The sequence below is a fragment of the Candidatus Kapaibacterium sp. genome (assembly GCA_025059875.1).
GTDB lineage: Bacteria > Bacteroidota > Ignavibacteria > Kapaibacteriales > HRBIN21 > HRBIN21.
In genome coordinates, this window is record JANXCT010000009.1 from 39,214 (window position 1) to 51,203 (window position 11,990).

11 protein-coding genes are annotated in these 11,990 nt (G+C 60.6%); 10 read left to right on the forward strand and 1 reads right to left on the reverse strand.

Translation table 11 applies throughout. From position 1 onward, the window contains the following. Positions 1 to 127 precede the first annotated feature (127 nt). The 6 genes from NZ960_08090 to scpB all read left to right on the forward strand — a co-directional run bounded on the left by NZ960_08090 (position 128) and on the right by scpB (position 5,571). Positions 128 to 484, forward strand: a complete 357-nt coding sequence (locus NZ960_08090) for a DUF971 domain-containing protein (GenBank protein ID MCS7177549.1) — start codon at positions 128 to 130, stop codon at positions 482 to 484. Continuing rightward, positions 471 to 2,147 carry a urocanate hydratase gene (gene hutU / locus NZ960_08095; GenBank protein ID MCS7177550.1) on the forward strand — a complete coding sequence of 559 codons (1,677 nt, stop codon included), beginning with the start codon at positions 471 to 473 and terminating at the stop codon, positions 2,145 to 2,147. The genes NZ960_08090 and hutU overlap by 14 nt, the downstream gene beginning before the upstream one ends. A 47-nt stretch (positions 2,148 to 2,194) precedes the next feature. After that, positions 2,195 to 2,950, forward strand: a complete 756-nt coding sequence (locus NZ960_08100) for an RNA polymerase sigma factor (GenBank protein ID MCS7177551.1) — start codon at positions 2,195 to 2,197, stop codon at positions 2,948 to 2,950. A 90-nt stretch (positions 2,951 to 3,040) separates the two neighbouring features. Next, positions 3,041 to 4,195, forward strand: a complete 1,155-nt coding sequence (alr, locus tag NZ960_08105) for an alanine racemase (GenBank protein ID MCS7177552.1) — start codon at positions 3,041 to 3,043, stop codon at positions 4,193 to 4,195. Continuing rightward, positions 4,155 to 4,928: a segregation/condensation protein A gene (locus tag NZ960_08110; protein MCS7177553.1), complete on the forward strand. Its 774-nt coding sequence runs from the start codon at positions 4,155 to 4,157 to the stop codon at positions 4,926 to 4,928. Before alr ends, NZ960_08110 begins: the two co-directional genes overlap by 41 nt. Next, positions 4,909 to 5,571 carry an SMC-Scp complex subunit ScpB gene (scpB, locus tag NZ960_08115; protein ID MCS7177554.1) on the forward strand — a complete coding sequence of 221 codons (663 nt, stop codon included), beginning with the start codon at positions 4,909 to 4,911 and terminating at the stop codon, positions 5,569 to 5,571. Before NZ960_08110 ends, scpB begins: the two co-directional genes overlap by 20 nt. On the opposite strand, the gene bshA is transcribed toward scpB, so the two are convergent. Then, entirely contained in the window at positions 5,566 to 6,711 is a 1,146-nt protein-coding gene (bshA, locus tag NZ960_08120; protein MCS7177555.1) for an N-acetyl-alpha-D-glucosaminyl L-malate synthase BshA, read from the reverse strand. The two genes, scpB and bshA, sit on opposite strands and share 6 nt — an antisense overlap. Before the next feature lie 115 nt (positions 6,712 to 6,826). On the opposite strand from bshA, the gene NZ960_08125 reads away from it, so the two are divergent. The 4 genes from NZ960_08125 (at position 6,827) to mnmA (ending at position 11,988) form a co-directional block, all read left to right on the forward strand. After that, a complete protein-coding gene (locus NZ960_08125; GenBank protein MCS7177556.1) occupies positions 6,827 to 8,590 on the forward strand; it encodes a hypothetical protein in 1,764 nt (587 codons plus the stop codon). A gap of 43 nt (positions 8,591 to 8,633) precedes the next feature. Beyond that, positions 8,634 to 10,103, forward strand: a complete 1,470-nt coding sequence (gene dacB, locus NZ960_08130; GenBank protein ID MCS7177557.1) for a D-alanyl-D-alanine carboxypeptidase/D-alanyl-D-alanine-endopeptidase — start codon at positions 8,634 to 8,636, stop codon at positions 10,101 to 10,103. A gap of 34 nt (positions 10,104 to 10,137) precedes the next feature. Next, positions 10,138 to 10,389, forward strand: a complete 252-nt coding sequence (locus NZ960_08135) for a hypothetical protein (protein ID MCS7177558.1) — start codon at positions 10,138 to 10,140, stop codon at positions 10,387 to 10,389. A gap of 423 nt (positions 10,390 to 10,812) precedes the next feature. Next, positions 10,813 to 11,988 carry a tRNA 2-thiouridine(34) synthase MnmA gene (mnmA, locus tag NZ960_08140; protein MCS7177559.1) on the forward strand — a complete coding sequence of 392 codons (1,176 nt, stop codon included), beginning with the start codon at positions 10,813 to 10,815 and terminating at the stop codon, positions 11,986 to 11,988. The last annotated feature ends 2 nt before the right edge of the window (positions 11,989 to 11,990 follow it).

Genomic DNA, 11,990 nt, shown 5'->3' on the forward strand with positions numbered 1-11,990 from the left:
GGAGTCCTCAGCAGCATCGTAGAGAGGCGGGGGAGAAATCCCCCGCCTCTCCGTTTGTGGCTAAGAGCAGGGGGAGGGGGTAGGTTGGGTGTGTACTTTTCCGTAAATTCGGTCTCGGACGCTCCTGATGGCACGGGTGTTAGCAGTCCGTCGGGTACGCCGGGACCTTCTCCTATGGCGGTGGGACGACGGGGTGGAGGTGTACCTTCCGATAGGGGTGTTGCGCGAGCATTGTCCCTGCGCCTTCTGCCGGGGTGAGCAGGTGTTCGACCGGCGTATTCTCCCAGTCCCTGTGGTATCGCCAGGAATGTATGAGCTGGTTGGGCTGGAGCCCGTGGGAAACTATGGCCTCCGGGCCAAGTGGAGGGATGGGCACGATACTGGCATCTATCCGTGGGAGCTGCTCCATCAGCTCTGTCAGACCTACGGTGTGAGAGAGCCTCCTGCAGAGAGTCGGTCAGCAACGGAGCATGCAGATGAGTGAGGTCGTGGCACGGCAGGTGCTCCGAGCACCCCGCGGTAGCCGACTCCACTGCCGAAACTGGCAGATCGAAGCGGCCTACCGGATGCTGCTCAACAACCTGGATCCTGAAGTAGCCGAGAGACCGGAGGAGCTAGTCGTCTACGGCGGCAGTGGGAAGGCGGCCCGAAATTGGGAGTGCTTAGAGGCAATCCTAGGATGTTTGCGGGAATTGGCTCCTGACGAGACGCTGCTCGTGCAATCGGGCAAGCCTGTAGGGATTGTCCGCACGTACGAGGATGCTCCTCGGGTGATCATTGCCAACTCCAACTTGGTGCCTCGCTGGGCAACATGGGAGGAGTTCCGCCGCCTGGATGCTCTGGGCCTCATCATGTACGGGCAGATGACGGCGGGCTCGTGGATCTACATTGGCACGCAGGGAATCCTGCAGGGGACTTATGAGACCTTTGCGGCCTGTGCACGTCAGCACTTCGGTGGGACGCTTCGGGGGCGCTTCCTGTTGACGGCGGGCATGGGGGGCATGGGGGGAGCGCAGCCGCTGGCCGGGGTGATGAACGGTGCAGCCGTCTTGTGCGTAGAGGTGGATGAGGAGCGGATTGACCGCCGTATCCACACGGGATACTGTCAGCACAAGGTGTACGATTTGGACCGGGCCTTGGAGTTGGTCTTGGAGGCTCGAGAGCGCGGCCAGCCGATCTCCGTGGGGCTCGTGGGGAATGCTGCAGAGGTCTATCCAGAGCTTATACGCCGAGGGATCGTGCCAGATGTAGTGACAGACCAGACAGCGGCCCACGATCCTCTCAATGGGTACTATCCTGCCGGCTATACGAAAGCCGAAGCTGATGAGTTACGGCGACGGGATCCAGAGCGGTATCTCCAGGAGGCGTACCGTTCTATCGCCATCCATGTCCGAGCAATGCTGGAGTTCCAACGCCGTGGCGCCGTTGTGTTTGACTACGGCAATAACATCCGTGGAGTAGCGAAGGAGTATGGCGGGGTAGAGGATGCCTTTGCCTTCCCCGGCTTTGTGCCGGCCTACATCCGGCCCCTCTTCTGCGAAGGGCGCGGCCCCTTCCGATGGGTGGCACTGTCGGGGGATCCGAAGGACATAGCTGTAACTGACCAGGCAGTTCTGGAGTTGTTCCCCGATGACGAAGTTCTCCAACGCTGGATTCCGCAGGCACAGCGATACGTTCGCTTCCAGGGACTGCCTGCTCGCATCTGCTGGCTGGGATATGGTCAGCGGGCGGCTGCTGGAGAGCTCTTCAACTGGCTGGTGCGCACTGGGAGGGTCTCGGCCCCAATCGTCATTGGACGGGACCACTTAGACTGTGGCTCTGTTGCTTCTCCATACCGTGAGACAGAAGGAATGCTGGATGGCTCGGATGCGATTGCCGATTGGGTCTACTTCAACTTTGCTCTCAATGCTATCGGCGGAGCTACGTGGGTCTCGTTCCACCATGGCGGTGGGGTTGGTATGGGGTTGTCGTTGCATACTGGCATGGTGATTGTAGCAGATGGAACTCCGGAAGCTAGTCGGCGGTTAGAACGAGTGTTGACGTATGATCCATTGATGGGTATCCTGCGGCATGCGGATGCCGGATACTCGGAGGCTCAGCAGGCCGCGAGACGATTCGGTATCCGTATCCCTATGCTGTCGCAGTAACAGCAAGTGTTGCAATTGTGTCACAGTGTGTGCCTAAACGTCAGCAGATGACCAAGCGTCAAACACAGCAGCGAGAAGAGCTTCAGACAGCAGGAGGGATGATGACAGTGCAGCAGCCACAGCGGATCCCGCAGAAGGGAACAAGGCGGCGGAAAGGGCGTAGCCAGCTTGCCCCCGAGCAAGTGCCAGAAGAGCGGAGGGCGCAGTATCAAGCATTAGTGGCGGAGATAGAGCGCCTCTATCGCACCGATCGCAAACGCTTCCTGGGCTTCATCCGGCAACGGGTCCGGACGCAGGAGGAAGCGGAGGATATCCTGCAGGATGTCTTTGCGAACGTGCTCGCTGCAGCGGCAACGGTTGAGGGACCGATTGAGAATGTTGCTTCTTGGGTCTTCACGGCCGTCCGGAATCGTATCATTGACTCGTACCGCAAGAAACGGGCCGAGAGCTTCTCGGACGTGCAGTCACCGATTCAACAGGAGGAGATGGAGAGTTTCGAGAACCTGCTGCCCGATTGGAGCTATGGGCCGGAGCGGGAAGAGATGCGCCGGCGCATCTGGAAGGCAATCCAGGATGCACTTGCTGAGCTGCCTCCGGAGCAGCGGGAGGTCTTCGTCCGTAATGAGTTTGAGGGGATTTCGTTCCGCGAGATGGCCGAGGAGACGGGGATCAACATCAACACGCTGCTGGCACGTAAACGCTACGCAGTGCTACACTTGCGAAAGAAACTCAAGTGGCTCTATGAGGAGCTCAACAACGCCGGCGCGCTGCATGGCTATGACGAGTTACTGAGCCAGAACTGAGATAATCTCCGAGGCGGTGTATGTAGCGGTTTGTGCCCTCTATGGGCGCAAACCGCTTTTTTTGCAGCCCCGATCTCGAGGCACCGTCGCATGCGGGCAACAGTGGTAGTTGTGGATACGGAACAACTACGGGAGAACTTCCGGCAGGTACGGCAGCGTGTGGCCCCGGCGAGGGTTTTAGCGATTGTCAAGGCCAACGCCTATGGACATGGACTGGTGGAGTGCGCAGAGATCTTCCGGCAGGAGGGGGCAGCGATGTTGGGAGTGGCATACGTCCAGGAGGGCATCCAGTTGCGACAGGCCGGAAACCCGCTCCCGATTCTGGTCTTGACCCCACCGCAGGAGGATGAGGCAGCGCTCTACTGCCGTTTTAGGCTGCAGGCTCTAGCGTGTTCAATGTCGGTGGTGGAGCGGATTGCTGCAGCGGCTCGGCAACAGGGGGTCCGTGTTGGGGTGCACGTTGCCGTTGATACGGGAATGCGGCGGGAGGGAATTGAGCCATCAGCGGCGCTGGAGTTCCTTCAACGGCTCTCAGCGCTTGAAGGGATTGAGGTCTTGGGCCTCTGCACCCACTTTGCAACAGCAGACGAGCCCGACCCAAGCTTCTTCTGGGAACAGTGGCGTCAGTTCCGGGAAGTTGTCCAGCAGGTCGAGGCGGCAGGTTACCAGATTCCCTATATCCATGCTGCGAACTCTGCAGCGGCTCTGCGCTTCCCGGAAGCCAGATGGACGATGGTTCGACCTGGGATTGCTCTCTACGGGTACCAGCCTTGGGACATAGGTGGCCGACTCCCCCTTCGGCCAGCGTTGCGCTGGAAGAGTCGGGTTGTGGCAGTGCGCCGGATTGCCCCCGGTGACGGGGTAAGCTACCACCGTCTCTACCGTGCGCAGCGGTCTACTACGATCGTCACGGTGCCTGTCGGTTACGCTGATGGCTACCGTTATGGGTTGACGAGTCGTGCTGAGTGCCTCATCCACGGAAAGCGATTCCCTGTCGTTGGGGCTGTGTGCATGGACGAGGTGATGGTTGATGTAGGGGATGAGCCAGTGGCTATCGGCGAGGAGGTGGTGCTCATAGGGGAGCAAGGAGGGGAAGCAATCTGGGCCGATGAGATGGCCTGCTGGCTGCGGTCCATCCCATACGAGGTGCTTGTCGGGATCAGCCCAAGGGTACCGCGCCTCTATACGACGGCTGAGAGTGCACATGGTCAGCCACATCTACAGAGTTCGGTTGCCGGAGTTTGAGGGTCCGCTAGATGTGCTGCTCTTCCTCGTGCAGCGTCGAGAGCTGCCAATAGAGCGCGTCCCGATCGCCGATCTAGTTGAACAGTTTCTGGACTACCTTCGCTGGACAGAAGCAGTGGAGCTGGATCTGGCGGCGGAGTTCTTCGTGGTAGCGGCAGAGCTGCTGGCCATTAAAGCCCGGTGGCTACTACGTCGGCCAGCACTTCAAGAAGAGCCATCAGGGGACCACATCGAGCCAACCCTTGGGGAGACAGAGGAACCGCTCTGGGAGCGGCTCCTGGAATACCGTCGGTATAAGTACGCGGCGCTGTTGCTGCGCCAGCGGTGGGAACAGCAAGAACCACGCTTCATGCGCCTGTTCCCGATTCGATGGCAGCGGCAAGAGGAGAGACTGAGTGATCGCCTTCCGGCAACGGTACTTGCGGAAGCGCTATGCCAGCTGCTCCGTCGGTCGGGACACGACACGAGGGTGGTACTACCCTCCGTCGCAGCATCCGTGGCAGAGTATATGGGATGGATCGGCCAGCTGCTGTGTCGCCGCAAGCGCTTCAGCTTCGAAGAGCTAGTGTGGGACCGTCCGATCTCCGAGCGGGTGCTCTTCTTTCTGGCGGTGTTGGAGCTTGCACGGCAGCAGGAAGTCATGCTGGAGCAGGAAGTCCCGTTTGCCCCTCTCTTCCTCTGTGCACCCGTCGTTGCAACAGCTCAAGGCACTCATGCGGTCTTCGAGTCTTGAGGTGCCATTGAAGCGTGTCGTGGAGGCACTCCTATTTGCTGCTGAGTCGCCGGTGGAGGTGTGTGAGTTGGCACTCCGTGTTTGCGCTGCATGCGGGCTTCCAGCTGGTAGCGTGGGTGAGCAAGAGCTGGAGCGAGCCATCGCTGAGCTCAACGCTGAGTTGGAGGAGACGGGTCGTCCCTACCGCGTGCAGAGGCTGGGAGAGAGCTATGGGTTAGTTGCCACGCCAGAGGCTTCTTGGTGGATTGAGCGGGCATTCTCTGGCCGGGCTCGGCGGCGGCTCTCCCAAGCAGCACTGGAGGTCTTGGCAATCGTCGCCTACCGACAGCCTATCACTCGCGCGGAAATTGATACGATCCGCGGCGTCAACTCTGGTGACGTTCTCCAGTCCCTAGTAGACCGTGGGCTCCTAACCGTGGTAGGGCATGCTGCTGCTCCTGGGCGTCCAGCACTCTACGGAACGACGCCGCAGTTCTTGCATCTCTTCGGGCTGGCATCGCTGCACGAGCTACCCCCATTGGAGGAGGTCGAACGGCTAGTAGAGCTGCCGCTGTTTGAGCCGATCCAAGGGGAAGTGCTGGAGGCTCGCCTTCGCCAGCTCCGGCTCCCGGAAGAGGGGGCGGATGCTCCAGGAGCCCTATAGCTCTACCCCTGCCTGCTCGAGCACTCGTTGATAGAGCTGCTCATACCGCGGGACTATCCGCTCAAGGTCAAACTCCAGAGCACGTAGACGGGCCCGCTCGCGGAAGGAGTGGAGCTTCTTTGGGTTCGTCAGGAGCTCAATGCAGTAGCGCGCCATGCGCTGGATGTCCCCAATCTCTGCAAGGAATCCCGTCTCGCCGTGGCGGACAAGCTCTGGAATGCCCCCCGCGGTTGTGGCAACAACAGGAACCCCGCAGCTCATCGCCTCTAAGGCCGCGAGACCGAAGCTCTCGGACTGGCTAGGCAGGAGAAAGATGTCGGCAATGGAGAGCAGTTCTGGCGTGATGGGTTGCTTGCCTAAGCACCGGACGTGTTCGTCAATCCCCAACTGCCGCGCCAGGCGTTCGGCTTCGCCGCGCTCTGGCCCGTCTCCGATGAGGAGGAGTTTGGCTGGCACGGCAGAACGGACTTCCGCCAAAATACGGACCGTGTCGGGAGAGCGCTTGATGGGACGAAAGTTGGAGACGTGAATGAGGAGGTGCTCTCCTTCGCCGGCAAATTGACGCCGTAGTTCCGAGTCGGGACGAGGCGTAAAGAAGTTTGTGTCCACAAAGTTGGGGATAACCTCAATCGGGCGCTGGATGTGGAACTGATGACGAGTCTTATCGGCCAAGAAGCAGGAGACAGCCGTGACGGCGTCGGAATGCTCTATCGAGAAGCGTACCACAGGGTGAAAGGAGGGCTCTAAGCCAACCAGAGTAATATCGGTGCCGTGGAGGGTCGTCACAACGGGCAGGGAGAGTCCGTGGTGCTCTTGGAGCATGCGCTGGGCCAGGTAACCGCTGATAGCATGGGGGATAGCGTAGTGGACATGGAGGAGATTGAGCCGCTCGTAGCGGGCTACGTCTACGAGCTTGCCAGCCAAAGCGAGGGAGTAGAGCTGGAACTCGAACAGCGGGTAGTTCGGCAGCTCCACTTCGTGGAAGAAGATGTTGTCGTGAAAAGCGTCTAAACGCCATGGGAGGGCGTATGTGATGAAGTGTACCTGGTAGCCGCGCCGTGCTAACGCCTTCCCGAGTTCTGTGGCGACGACTCCGCTCCCACCGTAAGTGGGATAACAGACGATGCCGATGCGGAGCATCTCAGCGCTGCCCATAGGGACACATGCCCATCCAGTGTTGGTAGAGACCGAAGCGGGCCTTCGGAGAGCCTGTCGCTGCACTGACGTGGAAAGGGGAAAAGGAGTGGAAAGCGGTATGGTAGCAGTCTGGTTACTGATCGGAGTCCAGCGCCCGGCGGTTGTCGTCTGGGAGGTTCTGTGGCGGCTCCGAGGAGTGTTCACGGCTGCCTTCCTCTCCACCATTGGCGGGGGATTCGTAGCTGGCTCGCAATATGATGGCTTCTGGATCAATGCTGTTGAGCTACGGCCGCAACCGGCAATTGTAGTGGACCTTCGGTGGCCCCTCTGTCTGCAGTCTGGGCGCCGCTATGAGGCTGAAGAGTTCCGCGCCTGTGTTCGGGAAGACAGCCTCTCCCTGCTTCGATGGGCACACGAGCAGGGGTACTGGTTTGCTCGGGTAGAGCCGTGGTGGGACGCCGAGCATGCCTGTATGTACTATGTTCTCTACCTCGGCAAGCCGGTGACAGTGGAGGCCGTGGAGGTAGCTTCTCTGTCCGACCTGCCCGAGCCAATCCAACAGAGGGTGCAACAAGTAAGCTCTGGCTTTCAGAGACGCCAGGCTCGGCGGGATGACATTCAGGTGCTGTTGAAGGAATTGGTGGCGGTAGCGCAAACAGCAGGATACCTGCATGCCTGGGCCGATGTTCAGGAGGTCCGTCTGGAGGGTGCAGGAGTGCGGCTTCGCTGTGTCCTTTACTGCGGGGAGCCGGCACGGGCGGACACGGTCCTCTTCCACGGCTTGCGGTCTACACGGGATGAATTCCTCCGGCGGTGGGTTGGGATTGAGGCTCGGGAGGTGCTCTCAGATGCCCTTCTAGAGCGGGCGCGACATCGGCTTCAATCGTTACCGTGGATTGAAGTCATTGAGTCCCCGCGCCGAGAGAGCCTCCCTGATGGGCGATGGGCGGCTGTCTTTACTCTCCGGGAGCGCAGCGCCACCCGACTGGAGGGCTTCCTTGGCTACGCTCCACCATCCGGCGGTGCTGGAGGGTGGAGCGGGATGGCCGAGGCTCAGCTTGGAAACCTTTTCGGGAGCGGGCGTTCTGCCAGCTTGCGGTGGTACCGAGCAGCTGCTCAAGTGCAGGAGCTATCGGTGAGGTACACAGAGCCGCTACCACCCTGGGTAGCATTGCGCGGACAGTACGAGCTGCGACAGTACGACACGACGTATTCGGATGTCCGCTGGGAGCTAGGGGTTGAGTGGTTAGGGCATCTCTCAGCAGGGTGGCAGGCAGAGCTCTTCGGAGGCTGGCGCTGGATTGTGCCCTCGGGGAATGTGGGGTGGCTGATGCGGAGTCGCGCAGGATACATCGGTGGTGGATTCCAGATGGGGCAGCTCCATCCGGCACAGAATCCAGCCCAAGGAGTTCGAACTTTCCTGCGCCTTTCATATCGATGGCAGCGCTATGGGGAGCCAGAACGCCGCTGGCTCCGAGTTGCTGCGGAGGCGGGCTCTGAGGCCTTTGTCTCCGTGATGTTCCCCCTCGTTGCGCGCCTCCATATTCAAGGGCAGTTCTTAGTGGGAGCTGAGCTGCGGCGAGAGGAGTTCTACCGTGTCGGTGGAGTCCAGAGCCTGAGGGGCTACCGGGAAGCGCAGTTTGCGACGCCTCGGGCTCTCTGGGGAGGGATGGAGGGGCGATGGCTTCTCAACGAGAGTGAGTACGCTGGGGTATTCGTAGATATTGGGTGGATGGCACTCTTGGGGTGGCGAGTAGGGGTAGGTACTCAGTGGCAACTCCGGACGGCTGCTGGGGCACTGCAGCTCCAGCTTGGGTGGGCATACGGTGAACCCTGGCATCAGGCACGGCTTGGGGTTCGGATTGCCAGTACGGCACTGTGATAGAATTTTGTAGCGACTCTCGGAGGACGTCGCGAGCAAGTGAATGTTGCTACTGGTACACGGAGCAATCCTCCTTGCAGTTGCTGGCGTTCCTACGTGGGCTCGCTGTAGTGCCTTGGACAGTGCGGCTGCGGTAGAGAGCCTCCGGAACCGCCTCAAAGCACTCCTCCAGCCCCTTGAAAGGCGTGCGCAAGTTGGGGTCGTAGTTGCTGATCGGACTGGACGCCCGCTGTTTGAGCAGAACGCTCGTCTGCCCCTCACGCCGGCATCTACGACCAAGTTGTTCTGGACTGTTGCAGCTCTGGCAACATTTGGAGATTCAGCAGCGGTGGTGACTCGTGTTGTGGCAAGTGCTGCTGTCGATGCTCAAGGGACGATCCATGGCGACCTCTACGTGGTTGGGGGTGGCGATGCACTGTTAACGGTGCGGGAGCTGGAGGAGATTGCTGCCCAGTTGGCTCGGCAGGGTGTTCGGCGGGTGACTGGGTCAGTGTTGGCGGACGGCTCGCTCTTCGATGAGGAGCGCTACCGTCTGCAGTACAGTGGGGATACGGACGTCGTCCAGCCGCTCCCGCCGATTACGGCGCTGGGCTTCAATCGGAACGAGGTCCGGGTTGTCGTCAGTGCCGTCCGCGGGCGCTTGACGGCGCAGACAGTACCACTGTCACCGGCCTTTATCGTAGACGTCTCTCGGCTCCGTTGCATCCCCGTGCGCCGAAAGGGTAGAAGGGCGGTTCGAGCTGTGATCCATGTTCGCAGCTTCTTGAAAGGCTCTGTGCAGCGAATCGTGCTCTCAGGGAGGGTGCCCGCAGAAGGCACTTGGTCGGTCAGCGTTCCGATGGAAGCTCCTGAGATAGCAACGGCGGCGACGTTCCTCCAGCGGCTGCGTGCTGCCGGCATTCGGGTAGAGGGGGGATTCGGTGTGGGGATATGCCCTCGGAGCGGGATAGTCCTTGCTGAATACCGGCGTTCATTGGCCGAGGTGGTAGCTGTGGTGAACAAGAAGAGCGACAACTTCGTTGCTGAGCACCTCTTCAAGCTGGTGGGGGCAGCAGCACACGGGGAAGGCTCTCATGCGCAGCAAGCTCGGATGGTGCTCCAGAGATTGCTGGAGCAGTGGGGGATTCCATGCACGGAATGCCGTCTGCGAGATGGTTCAGGGCTATCCCGGCGCAATCGAGTCACCGCTGCTGATCTCGTTATGCTCCTTGCCCGTGCACTCCAAGCCCCGTTCGCTGGTGCCTTTCTACGCAGCCTGGCAGTGAGCGGGATGGACGGGACGTTGAAACACCGCCTCGGTTGGGAGGAGAGCCGAGGCCGTTGCTGGGCCAAGACGGGAACGCTCCGCAACGTCAGCGCCTTGGCTGGCTACGCGGCAACGGCTGACCAGGACTCGCTCCTCTTCGCTATCCTCAGCTTTGGACGCACCGCTGGAGCTAAGGCCGTGGAGGATTCGCTCGTCGCCACTCTGAACCGATTCTCTTTCTGCCGTCCGCTGTCTCAGGGCCAGTAGAGGCGGTAGCCGGGACGGGGAAGCTGCTTAGTAGATGTTGCTGGTGGGAGTAGAGCACTGCTGGGGTGTGGCTACGGCGCTGGACCGGCTCGGAGGGCAGGATGTTAGGGCCATAGACCTTGGGGGTGCTGGTCCGGATGTAGCGTATCGGCTGTCGTTGAGTAGTTGGTGCCTCCAAACGGTGGGGACAGGGGCAACGGGAGAGGCGCATGATGTCGGTGCGACTCCAGAAGGGGTCGTGGTGTTCTCGAACGCTGAGGAAGTCGCTCGTTGCGAAGACCAATAGCACTGCGTCAGTCAGTACGTTGGAACGGGCGAGGGAAGGTAAGCGCACTATGGAGAGCTGCTGGGTGGGGAGAGCTGCTGCGTGGTCCCACAGTGGGGTGGCGTAACCTATGGAGCGAGTCCGGCGGAGGCGGGCGCTCTGCCGCGGTCTAAGGGGAGGATGTAGCTGTGGAAGCCCTAGGAGCTGGTGCGAGGGCACGGCTGCTGGGGCGACATCGTTCCATTCGTCGCGGGAGCAATGCGGTAACAGCGGCGTTTAGATGTTGCCGATAGCCAAGGGTTGAGGTGGTAGGATGCCGTGGAAGGTAGATGCGGGCGAGGAGCTGCCGAAGGCAGCGCTGAGGATGCCGTGTGGTAGCCGGCAGTATGTGAGAGCTACCCATAGCTGGCGCGGCTGGTTCGTCTATGCTGCTGCAGTTCACGCATGGACCAGAGGCGGATGGCACAGCGGAATTGCCGGCGCGTTGTAGTGGGTATGTCCGGAGGGGTGGATTCCTCCGTTGCAGCAGCTCTGCTCGTGGAGCAGGGGTACGAGGTCATTGGGGTCACCATCAAGACCTACAACTACGAAGACGTCGGGGGCAACATCGGGAACGAGTCCAGTTGCTGCTCGCTGGAGGGCATCAATGATGCGCGGCGAGTCTGCTTGCAGTTGGGGATTCCGCACCTGGTGGTAGACTTCACTGAGCCCTTCCGGTGTGAGGTCATCGACTACTTTGTGCAGGAGTACTTCCGCGGGCGGACACCGAACCCATGCGTTCGCTGTAACCGCACTATCAAGTGGGGTGAGCTCCTCCGGAAGGCTGATGCCTTGGGTGCGGAGTACGTAGCCACAGGTCATTACGCCCGACTCTTCCACGATGCTGAGCGTGGACGGTACAGACTCTTGCGCGGGCGTGATGAACGGAAGGACCAGTCGTATGCCCTCTGGATGCTCCCCCAGGCTTTCCTTGCGAGGACACTCTTCCCATTGGGCGAGTTGACGAAGGAGGAGGTGCGGCGCGAGGCTGAACGACTCGGCTTAGAGATTGCCCAGAAGCCCGAGAGCTACGAGCTCTGCTTCGTGCCCGACAACGACTATCGTCGCTTCCTGCGCCAAATGGAGCCGCAGCGAACCGAGAAGCTCCGAGGTGGCCCCATCCTCTACAATGGCCGTGTCGTTGGGCACCACGAGGGGTATCCCTTCTACACCATCGGGCAGCGTCGAGGCCTGGGGATTGCAGCGCCGGAGCCTCTGTACGTGCTGGAGATTCTGCCAGAGCAGAATGCTCTCGTCGTCGGTCCTCAGCGGCATCTCTACCATTGGGGGCTGGTTGCAGATTCAGCTAATCTCATTGCCGTTGAGAGGCTGCCCGCTGAAGGGATCCGGTGCACAGTGAAGATTCGCTACAAGGACGAGGGAGCTCCTGCCACGGCCTGGCAAGACGATACCGGGCGGCTGTGGGTCCGCTTCGATGAGCCACGACGCGCAATTACTCCGGGCCAGTCTGCCGTGCTCTACGATGGCGATGAACTCCTTGGGGGTGGTGTCATCTCTGCTTGGTGGGATGAAGTTCCTGAGACCAAACTCGTAGCGGAGGCTTCTGAAGCAAGTATGTAGCG

Excerpts from the sequence above, each read along its gene's own strand:
- alr (MCS7177552.1), top strand. The coding sequence starts at position 3,041 with ATGCGGGCAACAGTGGTAGTTGTGGATACGGAACAACTACGGGAGAAC.
- bshA (MCS7177555.1), bottom strand. The coding sequence starts at position 6,711 with ATGCTCCGCATCGGCATCGTCTGTTATCCCACTTACGGTGGGAGCGGA.
- NZ960_08110 (MCS7177553.1), top strand. The coding sequence starts at position 4,155 with ATGGTCAGCCACATCTACAGAGTTCGGTTGCCGGAGTTTGAGGGTCCG.
- NZ960_08100 (MCS7177551.1), top strand. The coding sequence starts at position 2,195 with ATGACCAAGCGTCAAACACAGCAGCGAGAAGAGCTTCAGACAGCAGGA.
- hutU (MCS7177550.1), top strand. The coding sequence starts at position 471 with ATGCAGATGAGTGAGGTCGTGGCACGGCAGGTGCTCCGAGCACCCCGC.
- mnmA (MCS7177559.1), top strand. The coding sequence starts at position 10,813 with ATGGACCAGAGGCGGATGGCACAGCGGAATTGCCGGCGCGTTGTAGTG.
- dacB (MCS7177557.1), top strand. The coding sequence starts at position 8,634 with ATGTTGCTACTGGTACACGGAGCAATCCTCCTTGCAGTTGCTGGCGTT.
- NZ960_08125 (MCS7177556.1), top strand. The coding sequence starts at position 6,827 with ATGGTAGCAGTCTGGTTACTGATCGGAGTCCAGCGCCCGGCGGTTGTC.
- NZ960_08135 (MCS7177558.1), top strand. The coding sequence starts at position 10,138 with ATGTTGCTGGTGGGAGTAGAGCACTGCTGGGGTGTGGCTACGGCGCTG.
- scpB (MCS7177554.1), top strand. The coding sequence starts at position 4,909 with ATGCGGTCTTCGAGTCTTGAGGTGCCATTGAAGCGTGTCGTGGAGGCA.
- NZ960_08090 (MCS7177549.1), top strand. The coding sequence starts at position 128 with ATGGCACGGGTGTTAGCAGTCCGTCGGGTACGCCGGGACCTTCTCCTA.